Here is a 13,895-nt window from a genome sequence, read left to right on the forward strand (position 1 = left end):
ACCTATTTAATGATATAACCGATTCTTCGAAGAGCATTATTAATAAAATCACGAATATACATAAAAATCTCTTCTCGTTCTACTTCGTGAAATAAATTGTGATAGCAATTTGCCCATTCTTTAAATTGAAACTCTGTAAACTCTTGTTGATGGAGCCAATTTCGAGTTTGTCGTGTTTCCGTAATTTTATCTTTCTCAGCTGTCATAATGAGCATAGGCATATTCGGAAATTCACCTTTTGGAAGCATCACTAAATTTTTCATCATCTGCTGAAGCTCTCGATACCATTTCACTGAAACGACTGACATGAATGGTACCTCATCTTTCATTTCGTCCCTACCTTCAACATTGCGTGTAAGGTTCTCATATGAAATATTGTGAGTCATTTTAACATTTGCAGTCAATGCACTTAGACTCGTTAAAGCATTTGATAATTTACCTGGTAAAAGCTTTAATTGCAGCCACGGTGATGTCAAAATAATGCCTGCACATTCATATTGCTTCTTTTGCATTGTGTGAAGAACTAACGTTGCTCCAAGCCCATGTCCTATTACAAAAGTTGGTAAATTATATGAAAAAGCATTCTCAATCAGATTTCTTGTATATTTATTGTACAATTTGAAGTCCTCATCATGGACACGAGCAAACCTTGCATTCACGCCATGATTAGGTAAATCTCCCATGACTATGTGGAAGCCTTCCAATCTTAATTTCTCTATCAGCCATGCATACCATCGGTGATTTTCATATGCACCATGAACTATAGCAATCACAGCCTTTGCTTGTCCTTCAGCTTCCCATTTCCACATTCACATAGTCCTCCTAAAAAATAATTACACATTGATTATATCGAAATAAATAGCTCATTTTAATTTTATATTTCCATAAAGTTGCGTATTTGATACGATAATACTACATTATAGAAAGAATTGAGGCGATTTTCATGATTTATCCATTTAAAGATAAAATGCCAAAGATCGATCCATCTGTCTTCATTGCTGATTACGCAACTGTTACGGGCGACGTAACAATTGGTGCTGAAACAACCATTTGGTTTAATACGGTCATTCGTGGTGATGTTTCCCCAACCATTATTGGGAAACGTGTCAGTATCCAAGATCTTTGTTGCTTACATCAAAGCCCAAAATTTCCGCTAATTATTGAAGATGAGGTAACAGTTGGACACCAAGTCACTTTACATAGCTGTACAATTCGCAAAAATGCTTTAATTGGTATGGGCTCCATTATATTAGACGGGGCAGAGATTGGAGAGGGTGCATTTATTGGGGCAGGTAGCCTAGTACCTCCTGGTAAAGTCATTCCTCCGAATAGTTTAGCATTAGGTCGTCCGGCAAAAGTAGTCCGTGAATTAAATGCAGAAGATAAAGAGGATATGGAACGTATCGTGCGCGAATATGCAGAAAAAGGACAATATTATAAATCCCTTCAGAAGTAAACAATATACACAAAAATTCAATATTAACGAAAAAAATACCTCGCATTTCCGTGTAACCAAAATGTTCACGGATCGTAGCGAGGGATTTTTTGTAAAACAAAGGGGACAATATTGCCCCTTTCCTTTTTAATACATTAGAATAATTTTCTAATGTATTCATTACTTTAGCTCAATAGTTTATAGATGTGCCTTTTCTCGTAGAGCATCTGCTTTATCGATTTGTTCCCATGGTACATTTAAATCTGTACGACCAAAATGACCATAAGCTGCCGTTTGTTTATAAATCGGACGACGTAAATCTAGCATTTTAATAATACCTGCTGGACGTAAATCAAATAGCTCACGTACCCACTCTACGATTGCGCTTTCTTTCACTTTACCTGTACCAAATGTGTCAACCGCAATGGAAACTGGTTGAGCCACACCAATCGCATAGGCAAGTTGTACCTCAGCGCGTTCTGCCAAGCCAGCTGCTACAATGTTTTTTGCTACATAACGTGCCGCATAAGCCGCTGAACGGTCTACCTTTGTTGCATCCTTACCAGAGAATGCGCCACCACCGTGACGTGCATAACCACCGTATGTATCAACAATGATTTTACGTCCTGTTAAACCAGCGTCCCCTTTAGGTCCACCGATAACAAAACGGCCAGTCGGGTTAATAAAGTATTTCGTGTTTGCATCTAATAATTCACTTGGCACAACGGGTGCAATAACAAATTCTTTCAGATCAGCTTGAATTTGTTCAAGTGTTGCTTCTTCATCATGTTGTGTTGAAATAACAATTGTATCCACTCGCACAGGTACATTATTGTCATCATATTCAATCGTTACTTGTGTTTTTCCATCAGGACGTAAATACGCTAATTCACCTGATTTACGAACTTCTGTTAATCGGCGTGCTAATTTATGTGCTAAGCTGATTGGCAATGGCATTAGTTCAGGTGTTTCATTACATGCATAACCAAACATTAGACCTTGGTCACCAGCACCAATTGCTTCAATATCAGCATCTGTCATAGAGCCTTCACGAGCCTCTAAAGCTTGGTCAACACCTTGTGCAATATCAGGCGATTGTTCGCCAATAGCTACAAGCACCGCTAGATTTTCAGCATCAAAGCCATATTTACCACGTGTATAGCCAATTTCTGCTACAGTATCACGAACGATACCTTTAATATCAACGTAAGTAGAAGTAGTTATTTCTCCTGCTACTAATACTAATCCTGTTGTGACAGTTGTTTCACACGCTACACGTGCATTTGGATCTTCTGCTAAAATAGCATCTAAAATGGCATCCGAGATTTGGTCACAAATCTTATCTGGATGTCCTTCTGTTACACTCTCTGATGTAAACAGTCGACGGTTTGTCATTTGGTTTTCCTCCTATTACTCTTACAAAAAGTAGTTGTGTATGAATACGGTACTCATTACCCATGTCAAGTCCGCTCCTAAGGATTGAACTCTCAAGCCGTTACTGCTGCTTTTAACACGAGGATTTCGAAAGATCTGTCATTATAATAAGGAAAGAACTACATATACTTACCTTTACATTCTTTTTTAGCAATAAAAAAATCCTTTACTCACGTTACTGCACATGAGGAAAGGAATAATGACTTCGTAACCTTTCACTCTTATCGTTCAAGGGATGTTCCCTTGCATCAGGTTGGCACCAACGCATGCTGTGAAATAAAACATGCAGGTTGCCGGGTTTCACAGGGCCTGACCCTCCACCAGCTCGGGATAAGAGTATCCGTTCATTTTCATGTTACTGAAAAGGTTGAACGTTGTCAAATATTTTCTTATGTATTACTGTATAGAAAGGAAGGAACTGATTACACAAAAACTTTTCATACTTGGATGATGATGTAAATAGAAGCAAATTAATCCCTACAACATACCTAGCTACTTGTGGTAACATATGTGTGGCTCAATTTTTGCGCCTAATTACAGTAGGATTGATCGGATTCTACTCGAAAAACATTATTTTTTGTCAGTTTATTGAAAAGTGATAAAAACTCTAAAATAATTTCTTAATTAGTATAGATTATTTAAGCAATTGTGTTATACTATTTTTGAAATTAAGAAAAAATCCCTCTAAATCAAGGGAATACTATAAAAAAGGATGGTATTTAATCGATGAATTCAGTAGAAATTGCAAACGAACTGAAGGAATTATTAAACGGCGGTAACATTAATGTTCAACTTTCAGTACCACAATTAGCAGAAAAAGCTACATCTCGTGGTGAAGCAATGTTAACAGTAGATGGCGCAGTTCGTGCAGAAACTGGCAAATACACTGGTCGTTCACCTAAAGATAAATATACGGTAGAAGAAGAAAGCACAAAAGATCAAATTGACTGGGGTAAAGTCAACCAACCGATTTCTTCTGAAGTGTTCGATAACTTATATGTAAAAGTAATAAAATATTTAAAAGAACGTGACGAGTTATTCGTATTTAAAGGCTTCGCAGGTGCTGACAAAGATTCACAATTAAGCATCCAAGTAATTAATGAATACGCTTGGCACAACCTTTTTGCTCATCAATTATTTATCCGTCCAACTGAAGAAGAATTAGCTTCTCATGTTGCAGACTTCACTGTCATCTCTGCTCCTAACTTTAAAGCAGACCCTGCAGTTGATGGTACTGCTTCTGAAACTTTCATCATTGTATCACTTGAAAAGAAAATGATCTTAATCGGTGGTACTGAATATGCTGGTGAAATGAAAAAATCTATTTTTGGTATCATGAACTACTTATTACCACAGCAAGGTATCCTTTCAATGCACTGTTCAGCAAACGTTGGTGAAGCTGGCGATGTGGCATTATTCTTCGGTCTATCTGGTACTGGTAAAACGACATTATCCGCTGATCCAGATCGTAAGCTAATTGGTGACGATGAACACGGCTGGTCTGATAATGGTGTATTCAACATTGAGGGTGGCTGCTATGCAAAAACAATCAACCTTTCTGCTGAGAAAGAACCAGAAATCTACAATGCAATCCGCTTCGGTTCTGTTTTAGAAAACGTAGCTGTTGATCCAGAAACTCGTATTTGTGACTATGATGATGGTTCATTAACAGAAAATACACGTGTAGCTTATCCAATCCAATACATCGAAAATATTGTTGATCCTTCTGTTGCAGGTCATCCAAAAACAATCATCTTCCTAACAGCTGATGCGTTTGGCGTATTACCTCCAATCAGTAAATTAACAAAAGAGCAAGCAATGTATCACTTCCTAAGCGGTTTCACTTCTAAGCTTGCTGGAACTGAACGCGGTGTAACAGAGCCAGAACCAGTATTCTCTACTTGCTTCGGTTCTCCATTCCTTCCACTTCCAGCAACAGTGTACGCAGAAATGTTAGGTCAAAAAATTGACGAGCATGGTGCACAAGTATTCCTAGTGAACACTGGTTGGACTGGTGGCGAATATGGTACAGGTAGCCGTATGAAGCTGTCTTACACACGCACAATGGTACGTGCAGCAATCGACGGAAAATTAACAAATGTTGAAACGACACAAGATGCTGTCTTCGGTTTACACATTCCAACAGCAGTTGAAGGTGTACCGTCAGAAGTGTTAAATCCTCGTGAAGCATGGGCAGATAAAGCTGCATATGATGCGAAAGCTGCTGAACTTGCAGGCTTATTCAACGAAAACTTCAAGAAATTCTCAAACGTTTCTGATGCCATTACTACACTTGGTGGCCCATTAAAATAACGACTAGACACAAGAATCAAAGGGAACGAATTCATTCGTTCTCTTTTTCTTTACTTTGAAGGTAGCTAGTATTAGGGAGATACATATGACAAAAAAATATAAAATACTATTTTCTATTCTTATAATGTTGTTAGCTTTATTTGTTGGCGCTGGTTTTTTTGCAGGAAATTACTTTTATAATCTGGCATTAAATCCTGACACTGATAAAACAGCAGTGCTAGATGCACCTCATAATGTAATAGCTGTCAATCCTGTGGAAGCTAAAGAGAAAGAAACAACTGAGCAATGGTTTCATAAGCAATATGAAGATGCTTCGCTTCAATCCTATGATTCGCTAAAGCTCCATGCTTACTCCATCCAAAATGATCACCCCACTGACAAATGGGCTATCATCTTTCATGGCTATTCAAGCGAAGGCGCACAAATGACAAAGTATGCTAAACATTTTTATGATATGGGCTATCATGTACTTATTCCAGATGCGAGAGGCCATGGTAAAAGTGAAGGAGATTATATTGGCATGGGCTGGCATGATCGTTTTGATGTTGTTTCATGGGTCAATCACATTGTCAGCTTAAATGAGAGCGCTGAAATTGTACTTTATGGTGTTTCGATGGGTGGAGCCACTGTCATGATGGCTTCAGGAGAGAATTTACCAACAAACGTTAAAGCAATCATTGAGGATTGTGGCTATTCTTCAGTATGGGATGAATTTTCCTATCAGTTGAAAGCAATCTTTCACTTACCTGCATTTCCAATCATGCATTTCTCTTCTGTAGTGACGAAACTAAAAGCAGGCTATACATTAGGTGAAGCGAGTGCAGTTGAACAAGTGGCAAAATCGAAGACACCCATGTTGTTTATTCATGGAGACAACGATACGTTCGTTCCATCTACCATGTTGAATGAAGTATATGAAGCGGCAAATGTACCAAAGCAAAAGTTGATTGTTGAGGGAGCTGGGCATGGTGGCGCAGAAAGTGTTGCAAGCGAGCTTTACTGGGCTACCATACAACAATTTTTAGAAAGTAACATGAAATAATCATCACCCCTTTATTGCCCCCTACTCCTTAGAATAGCTATCTTGCCTGAAGCGGATAGCTATTCTAAGGAAGGGGGTATTTTTTTATCATTCATTGCTGTTTCATCCATTCACAAAGTGCACGGACGGTTTCACGATTTTTTGCTGGTGGGTATTGATGTGCATGGTCTGGATCATACCAGGTTTCGTATGATTTATTCGCATCTTCTAAAAAAAAGGCTAGTTGTCTGGCATGTTCGATATCTACATTTTCATCACGATAGCCATGTATGATTAATACAGGCGCAGTGATCTGCTCTATCTCGAAAAGTGGGGTTCGCGCATCATATGCTTCTGGTACACGATTCGGTGTTCCGCCAATTACACGCTTCATCATTCTGCGCATATCCGTACGTTCCCAATAAGTGGCTGTTGCGTCCGAAACACCTGCCCATGTGACGACCGAGGTAATATCCTTTCTTAAAATGGCTGTCCAAAGAGCCATAATTCCCCCACGAGAAAAACCAAAAACATGTATATTGTCATTACAATATTGCTTGAGAACATCTACGGCATAAACAGCATCATAACGGTCTGCTCCTGCAAACTCATCACGGCCTTCTCCACCACGATTTCCACGATAGTATGGGGCAAAAACGATAAAGCCCTGTGCAGCAAATTGGGCAATACGTGAAGGTCTTACCATCCCAATGCTTTGCATGCCCCCTCTTAAATATAAAAAACCATCATATGTACCTTCTGCCTTTGGCTCTGCTAATAATCCTTTTATACGTAAGCCTTGTGATAGATAGGTTATTTCTGTTAGTCGTATGGCTGGATTCGGTGAGGGATAGGCACGTTTTTCCACAATTTCACCATTGTATGTCACGGTCTTTCAACTCCTCCAGCATTTTCTTCATACCCTCATCCTTCATATGAAAGCTTAAATTAGGATGATGAGCAAATTCTTCATCCGTTAGCCAAAGCATACCCGATGTTTCTAAATCAAATTCAATGTCCTCCTGCGTTAAAAATTGTGCAGTAAAAACAGATTTACAAAACACAATGGCATCATGAACGGCATATTCTGCGAACCATTGGAGATTTTTCACACGGACACCCGTCTCTTCGAAAACTTCCCGAATAGCCGCCTCCTCTAAAGTTTCACCTTGCTCTAATTTGCCCCCTGGCACCTCTACACCACGTCGTTTATGAATAGTACATAGCCATTTATTTTCATGCTTTAACAAAACAAGGACGTGCTTTGGCTCGACTTCAAATTCCCCTCTTGAAAAACTCAAATCTACTTGTAGACCATGTAAATCTGTAAATGTTAGCATATTTTCAACCTCACGTTCTTTCTTGATGACCAATAGAAGCTATACCTATTCTTTGCTCCTATTTTATGGACAGGATCTAATGTTGGTTCCTAGTTTAACGGAATGCTAGATGCAAAATGTTTCCTTTCCTCTAGCTTATCTATGTTAACTATAGTGTAATCCTACAAAGACAAGCAACTGTAAACTATAGTGAGGTAAAGCAAAAAAGCGTGCTTCATATGAAGACACGCTTTTCCTTAGATGACTTGCTGACCATCGAAATAGACAGTGGGGTTTTTCACAACGCAATCAATATGGACATCAGCCATATTTGCTCCACCGAATGGCTTATTACTACCAAATGCAATATGGATTGTCCCATACACCTTCTCATCCTCTAGTACATTACCACATAGGATGGCACTTTTATTCGCTCCGATGCCAAACTCTGCAATGATTCTACCATTTCCTTCACCAAGTAAAGCAAGTAATTGAGGACCATCAGGACCGATTGCCTCCTCTAAACGACCATTCGTGATTTTTAATAATAATGGCTCCTTTAAAACACCTATATTAGCAATCGAACCATCCACTAAAATCTCTCCATTCGCAGATGTTTCTAGTGGTGCAATATAAGATTCTCCAGAAGGGATATTTCCATGCTCTCCAGCTTGGCGTATAACACCTGTAGAACGAATTCCCAAACGATTTTCTACACTAAACGTTAATGTATGCCCGTCTTTGTCAATGCGAATATTTTTTGCTGCATCAAGTAAATGAACATATTTTTCTACCATATCTTCTATTTCCTGTGCATCTGCATGTAGCGCACCTTGCTCTAGCATATCCATTGTAACACCTGGCATTGTCGCCACTCGGCCACCCTGTTCACAGGCGTTTTTACGAGCAGCTGTATGTGTTAATGAGTGCGAGGTAATACAAAGCGTGACATCGACATTCGTCATCAGCATCGAAACAGCTTGGATTGGCTCCTGTCCAGATTTATCTAATAGCGGCATTACCATCAACATTGTCTTCGCTGTAATAGATTGCCCAGCTTTATAAAAGATTTGCGCAATATCTTGCTTATGAATATCTGTTAAGATTAACAGTGTTTCAGATGATTGAACATTTAGATTACCTTTTAGTATAGTAAGTGCAATATCATGTAAATGTTGCATAATAAAACTCCTTAATTAAAATTCAAATGATATCTACGAATAATTCCTTCTATTTCATTTCTCGCCTCTTTTAATGGTTCTAAAACTTCTGGAACACGTTGTTCCGTAAAACGATAGATTGGTCCAGAAACAGTAATGGAGGCTACGACCTGATCTTCACTATTGAATATGGGCATGGCAAGTGCCAGTACATCAACAGAATATTCACTGTTACTGAGTGCATAACCACACGCACGAATTTTTTCCAGCTCTGCTCGTATTTCATTAGCATCTGTCATCGTATTATTCGTATAAGCTGTTAAAGGCTCGTCAATCACCTTGGCAATTTGCTCTTCATTTAGAAAAGCAAGCATCGAACGATAGGATGCCCCTACATAAAGTGGGGATCTACTTCCTCTTGAAACAGTAAATTTCACCTTATTAACAGGTTCGGCTTTTAGTAATGTTAACGCTTCCAGTCCATTCAGAACAGTAAAAATAGCTGTTTCGCCTGTGACATCCTTTAATTTCTCAAGAACTGGCATACATAGCTGATCTATGTTTAATGAATCATACATATTCATACCAATCTCCCATAAAGCAATACCGAGTGAGTATTTTTTTGTTACAGGATCTTTTGTAATAAACCCATTATTTTCAAAGGTTTCAAGAATGCGATATAAATTTGTATGATTCATATTCATCGCCATTGCTAACTCTCTTCCACCCCATATGGGCTTTTCTTTTGTAAACATTTTTAAAACCGCAATTGATAAATTTAACGTCTTTAGCATATCTCTCATCCTTTTGATCTATTTATCTGTACAAACGGCTGCAAATCTTTCTCTTAAAGGGGGAAATAAGCGACAGATTTAGCAGCCGTCAGCACCTGATATCACTTTATCAAAAGTAAGAGAGTAGCTAATCTCTTACTTTTGATATAGGAAATCAACAGCAGCAGTAATATATACTTTTGCACAGCGTACTATATCCTCAACACGCACTTTTTCATTGTAACCATGAATACTTGGTAAATAGGCTGGGCCGTACTGCAATACAGGAATATTATATTGTCTGAAATGTCGAGCATCACTACTTGCCCATTGCATAACGCCATATGCCTCTTGCCCTGTTACAAATGAAATATTTTCCACAATGGATTGGCATACAGGATTTTCGGCAGGCGTATAATTTGCTACACTTTTGAAGCCAAAACGTTTGATTGAATAATCAATAGCCAAACCATCTAGTTTATGTTTCAAAATTTCTGTTACTTCTTCTTGTGTAATACCGAATGGTAAGCGACAATCGACCTGAACCTTGCAATAATCTGGGATTACGTTGGACTTCGTACCTCCCTCAATTGTACCAATATTTACAGTAATTTTCTCTAAAACTTCTTGATATTTCAAACGATCTTTTTCCACCTCTCGCATGTATTTTTTAGATACCTCGATAAGTGGCAGTACCTCTTCTGGGATCGTAATTTCCAAATCCCATAGTGTACGAATCTCTTGAATAGCTCGAATGGCATCGACAATAGCATTTCTCCCAGCTAAAGGTGATAGGCTTCCATGTCCAGGTTCCCCACGAACCTCTAATTCAAACCAATAAGAACCCTTTTGCCCAATGGTTGGATTTAGCGGTGAAGAAGGCTCAGCGATTAAGCAACCATCTCCTTGCACAAAACCTCGCTCTAACAACCACGGAACACCAAATTCGCCGCCTGTTTCTTCATCTGGCACAATCGCCAATGTTAGTTTCCCTGGTAATTCAATATTCAATTTCTTTAGTAGCTTTGTTGCAAAAATAATACCAGCTAAACCAGCTTTCATATCACTTGCACCACGGCCCAGCATCCAGCCATCCTTCACCTCCCCTGAAAATGGATTGAATTCCCACTTTGATAAATCACCAACAGGAACAACATCTGTATGACCACAATAAATGAGTTCCTTGCCCTCACCACTGCCAATAGAAGCTACTAAATTAAACATTTTATCTGCAGCTTCGTATTTTTGATAAGTAATGCCAACATCCTGTAAATAGTTTTCGATAAAAGCTGTTATTTCAGTCGTATCTCCTGGAGGATTGACACTAGGAATTTGAATGAGTTTCGAACAAAATGCAATCAGTTCATCTTGATGCTTTTCAACTGCCTCTAATAATTGCGCTTTGAGTGCTTGTAAATCATTCATGTGTATATACCTCTTTTCCTTTCGTTTGTAGATGATGCATGCTTCCATATAAATTTTTCATATGTGTAAACTGCTTTTCGTCAAAGAAGGAACATTTATGAGCTCCATACGTTTTTGCTACTTCTAACACAAATCGAACTACATTTTCTACATCTGTTACATGTGTGGCGCCTGTTGCACAGCCTGCCACGACAGATTCTGTTGTGATAGCCACACCTACAACAGGGCTTGTTGTTGCCACAGCTGGTTGTAAAATACTATTAATATGGAATAAACCATTGCCATATGGTGTAATGTCTTGCATGGTAATCGGTAGTACAACTGGAGAAATTCCTGCTGCTTGTGTGTAAACATGCAATAAATCATCACTGATTTTTAATATGTAACCTTCTTTGACGGTTGGCGTAATGGCAAACCCTTTATGGTTACATACTTGATTGCCTTTCGTTGTATCGATTGATAGAATGGCATCCATTGTTTCTTCCACTTCATTTTCGTTCATGACACTAATATCCACTGGAGAGTTCATAAATGGCACTGGCTCATGTGGCAAAGTGGGTGCTGTTGGACAAATATGCGTTGAGAAAATAACATCTCCTTCTAACTGATCACCCTTTAACGCCATATCAATGGCTTTGGCTGCACCTGCCATACATGCTAGTGCTCCATCTCCATCTGATACAAAGCCTGTCATTTCAGGACGTGCTCCAATACCACCGAGACGACCAATAATGCCTAACGTCGGTGCCTGACCACCAGAGGATTTTCCTTGCTTTCCTTTCACTAGTACACGCACAAAATCCGTTGAGCCACTTTCACCTTTAATCGTTTTGATCTTCACATCTGCTGTTGGATCAATGCTGTGTAAATAGGCTTTAATCGTTTCTCCGTTAACATGGAAATTATCCATTACCTCGTATAATTCAATAACATGCTTCAATGACATAATCAGTCCGCTCCTTTTTACTTCTATAATTTATTCAATTACTTTCTGCTCTAAGTCGTCGACACTTCTTGCTGTATCGACGAAAATAAATGACAAGAAACTTGATGTGTAGCTGTCACAGTATCGAGTGTCGGTTGGACGTCTGCACATTTGTCTGTAGCAAAACGACAACGCTTGTGGAATGCACAGCCACTCGGTGGATTTACTGGACTTGGAACATCTCCAGATAAAATAATACGGTCCTTTTTATCAAAGGGATTTTCCTTAGGAATTGCCGATAATAAGGCTTGTGTGTAGGGATGTTGAGGGTTCTCATAAATTTCCTTATATGTCCCGATTTCCACAATTTTACCCAAGTACATGACGGCAATCCGATCACACATATAATTCACAACATTTAAATCATGTGAAATAAAAATATATGTTAAACCGAAGTCTCTCTGTAAGTCTTTTAATAGATTGATTACCTGTGCTTGTACAGAAACATCTAATGCTGAAACAGGTTCATCGCATACAACAATATCTGGATTAAGCGCAAGGGCACGAGCAATATTGATACGTTGTCTTTGTCCCCCAGAAAATTCATGTGGATGGCGCTTTGCATGATAAGCACTTAATCCTACTGTTTCAAGTAATTCAATAACACGCTTTTTACGTGATGCTTCATCACCAATACCATGGATGACTAATGGCTCGGCAATGAGATATTCAATCGTTTTTCGAGGATCGAGTGATGCATATGGATTTTGGAAAACCATTTGTATCGACTTTCGAGCAGAGCGAATATCCTTTGTATTTAAGCTTGCTAAATCCGTACCCTTAAACTCTACGATTCCCTCTGTTGGAGAAATCAGCTGGTTGATTAAACGAGCAACCGTCGATTTCCCACAACCTGATTCACCTACAATCCCAAGTGTTTCGCCCTTATATAATTCAAAACTGACGCCATCTACTGCTTTCACAAATTGTGTTGATTTTTTAAAAGGGATTGAACTTTTAATGGGAAAATGCTTTTTTAAATTACTTACCTTTAAAACAAGTTCATTGTGCTGTTGCATTAAAAATTCCCTCCTTCCTTGCGACAATTTGATTTTTCGCTTGTAAATGGCAGGCTACAAAATGGTTGTCCTGCACTTCCACTAAGTCGGGTACTGTATGACGACAAATATCTGTTGCTAAAGGGCAACGTGATGAAAAGTGACAGCCGCTATGTGGCATTGTTAAATCCGGTGGACTACCTGGAATGGCTGGCAATCTTTGTTGCTCCTGTGTGCCCATTGTAATTTGAGACTCTAATAATCCCCACGTATAAGGATGTAAAGGTTTTTCATAGAGCTGTCTTGTTGTAGTCGACTCAACTGTTCGACCTGCATACATAACATTTACTTTGTCACATAACTCCCAAACCACACCTAAATCGTGTGTAATCATAATGATGGCTGTATCATGGTCTTGTTGTAATTTTTTCATTAAATCAAGAATTTGAGCTTGTACAGTTACATCCAGTGCAGTTGTTGGCTCATCGGCAATGAGTAGTTTCGGGTTACAAGCAAGAGCAATAGCAATCATGACACGCTGACGCATTCCTCCTGAAAATTCGTGAGGATACATTTTTAATCGTTTCTCTGGCTCGGGAATACCAACCATTTTTAACATATCGACGGCTTTGATAGCGGCATCTTTCTTCGAGATCTTTTCATGTGCTTGGATGACTTCAATAATTTGATTGCCCACTGTTAATACAGGATTCAAACTTGTAATAGGATCTTGGAAAATCATTGAAATATCATTACCTCGCACATTGCGCATTTCTTTTTCAGAAATGCCAATTAAATCACGACCATTAAAGTCAATTTTTCCATTCGTTATTTTTCCTGGCGGAGATGGAATTAAACGCATGAGAGCAGTGGCTGTAACACTTTTTCCCGACCCTGATTCTCCAACAATCCCTAGTGTTTCCTTCTTATTTAATTGTAAATTTACTCCATTGACAGCTTTCATTGTAGAGCCGCCACTTTTAAATTCTACTGTTAAATTTTCTACATCTAGTAAACGTTCAGTCATGACTC

The 13,895-nt window shown here is 38.8% G+C and carries 13 protein-coding genes and 1 riboswitch; of the genes, 3 read left to right on the forward strand and 10 right to left on the reverse strand.

The window, feature by feature from the left end:
- Nucleotides 1-2 precede the first annotated feature (2 nt).
- The gene (locus MHI22_RS10535; RefSeq protein WP_036118754.1) at nucleotides 3-809 is read right to left on the reverse strand and encodes an alpha/beta hydrolase; all 807 of its coding nucleotides are present in this window, start codon (nucleotides 807-809) and stop codon (nucleotides 3-5) included.
- A gap of 134 nt (nucleotides 810-943) precedes the next feature.
- Here MHI22_RS10535 and MHI22_RS10540 point away from each other — a divergent pair, with 134 nt between their 5' ends.
- Nucleotides 944-1,456, forward strand: a complete 513-nt coding sequence (locus MHI22_RS10540; protein ID WP_036118752.1) for a gamma carbonic anhydrase — start codon at nucleotides 944-946, stop codon at nucleotides 1,454-1,456.
- A 177-nt stretch (nucleotides 1,457-1,633) separates the two neighbouring features.
- On the opposite strand, the gene metK is transcribed toward MHI22_RS10540, so the two are convergent.
- The gene (gene metK, locus MHI22_RS10545) at nucleotides 1,634-2,830 is read right to left on the reverse strand and encodes a methionine adenosyltransferase (protein WP_058845047.1); all 1,197 of its coding nucleotides are present in this window, start codon (nucleotides 2,828-2,830) and stop codon (nucleotides 1,634-1,636) included.
- A gap of 257 nt (nucleotides 2,831-3,087) precedes the next feature.
- A riboswitch (SAM riboswitch) is annotated at nucleotides 3,088-3,206 on the reverse strand.
- Between the two features lie 389 nt (nucleotides 3,207-3,595).
- Between metK and pckA the strand changes: the two genes are divergently transcribed.
- Together pckA and MHI22_RS10555 are read left to right on the forward strand one after the other, a co-directional pair.
- A complete protein-coding gene (gene pckA / locus MHI22_RS10550; protein WP_036118749.1) occupies nucleotides 3,596-5,182 on the forward strand; it encodes a phosphoenolpyruvate carboxykinase (ATP) in 1,587 nt (528 codons plus the stop codon).
- Between the two features lie 85 nt (nucleotides 5,183-5,267).
- Nucleotides 5,268-6,224, forward strand: coding sequence for an alpha/beta hydrolase (locus MHI22_RS10555; protein ID WP_340811917.1), 957 nt, complete (start codon nucleotides 5,268-5,270; stop codon nucleotides 6,222-6,224).
- A 91-nt stretch (nucleotides 6,225-6,315) separates the two neighbouring features.
- Here MHI22_RS10555 and MHI22_RS10560 read toward each other — a convergent pair whose 3' ends face one another.
- The 8 genes from MHI22_RS10560 to MHI22_RS10595 form a co-directional block, all read right to left on the reverse strand.
- Nucleotides 6,316-7,092, reverse strand: a complete 777-nt coding sequence (locus tag MHI22_RS10560; protein ID WP_036118745.1) for an alpha/beta hydrolase family protein — start codon at nucleotides 7,090-7,092, stop codon at nucleotides 6,316-6,318.
- Nucleotides 7,076-7,543: an NUDIX domain-containing protein gene (locus tag MHI22_RS10565; protein ID WP_036118781.1), complete on the reverse strand. Its 468-nt coding sequence runs from the start codon at nucleotides 7,541-7,543 to the stop codon at nucleotides 7,076-7,078. The genes MHI22_RS10560 and MHI22_RS10565 overlap by 17 nt, the downstream gene beginning before the upstream one ends.
- Before the next feature lie 236 nt (nucleotides 7,544-7,779).
- Nucleotides 7,780-8,703 carry an aminopeptidase gene (locus MHI22_RS10570; protein WP_089934503.1) on the reverse strand — a complete coding sequence of 308 codons (924 nt, stop codon included), beginning with the start codon at nucleotides 8,701-8,703 and terminating at the stop codon, nucleotides 7,780-7,782.
- An 11-nt stretch (nucleotides 8,704-8,714) separates the two neighbouring features.
- On the reverse strand, nucleotides 8,715-9,476 hold the full coding sequence (locus MHI22_RS10575; protein ID WP_036118741.1) for an IclR family transcriptional regulator: 762 nt from the start codon (nucleotides 9,474-9,476) through the stop codon (nucleotides 8,715-8,717).
- Nucleotides 9,477-9,611: 135 nt separating this feature from the next.
- Nucleotides 9,612-10,880 (reverse strand): M20 family metallopeptidase, encoded by a 1,269-nt coding sequence (locus MHI22_RS10580; RefSeq protein ID WP_340809370.1) that lies wholly within the window; start codon nucleotides 10,878-10,880, stop codon nucleotides 9,612-9,614.
- The gene (locus MHI22_RS10585; protein WP_036118738.1) at nucleotides 10,873-11,826 is read right to left on the reverse strand and encodes a DUF1177 domain-containing protein; all 954 of its coding nucleotides are present in this window, start codon (nucleotides 11,824-11,826) and stop codon (nucleotides 10,873-10,875) included. Before MHI22_RS10585 ends, MHI22_RS10580 begins: the two co-directional genes overlap by 8 nt.
- Before the next feature lie 50 nt (nucleotides 11,827-11,876).
- On the reverse strand, nucleotides 11,877-12,884 hold the full coding sequence (locus MHI22_RS10590; protein ID WP_036118734.1) for an ABC transporter ATP-binding protein: 1,008 nt from the start codon (nucleotides 12,882-12,884) through the stop codon (nucleotides 11,877-11,879).
- Nucleotides 12,868-13,890, reverse strand: a complete 1,023-nt coding sequence (locus tag MHI22_RS10595) for an ABC transporter ATP-binding protein (RefSeq protein WP_036118732.1) — start codon at nucleotides 13,888-13,890, stop codon at nucleotides 12,868-12,870. Before MHI22_RS10595 ends, MHI22_RS10590 begins: the two co-directional genes overlap by 17 nt.
- Between the last annotated feature and the right edge of the window lie 5 nt (nucleotides 13,891-13,895).

This window comes from Lysinibacillus sp. FSL L8-0312, assembly GCF_038003285.1.
Lineage (GTDB): Bacteria > Bacillota > Bacilli > Bacillales_A > Planococcaceae > Lysinibacillus > Lysinibacillus fusiformis_D.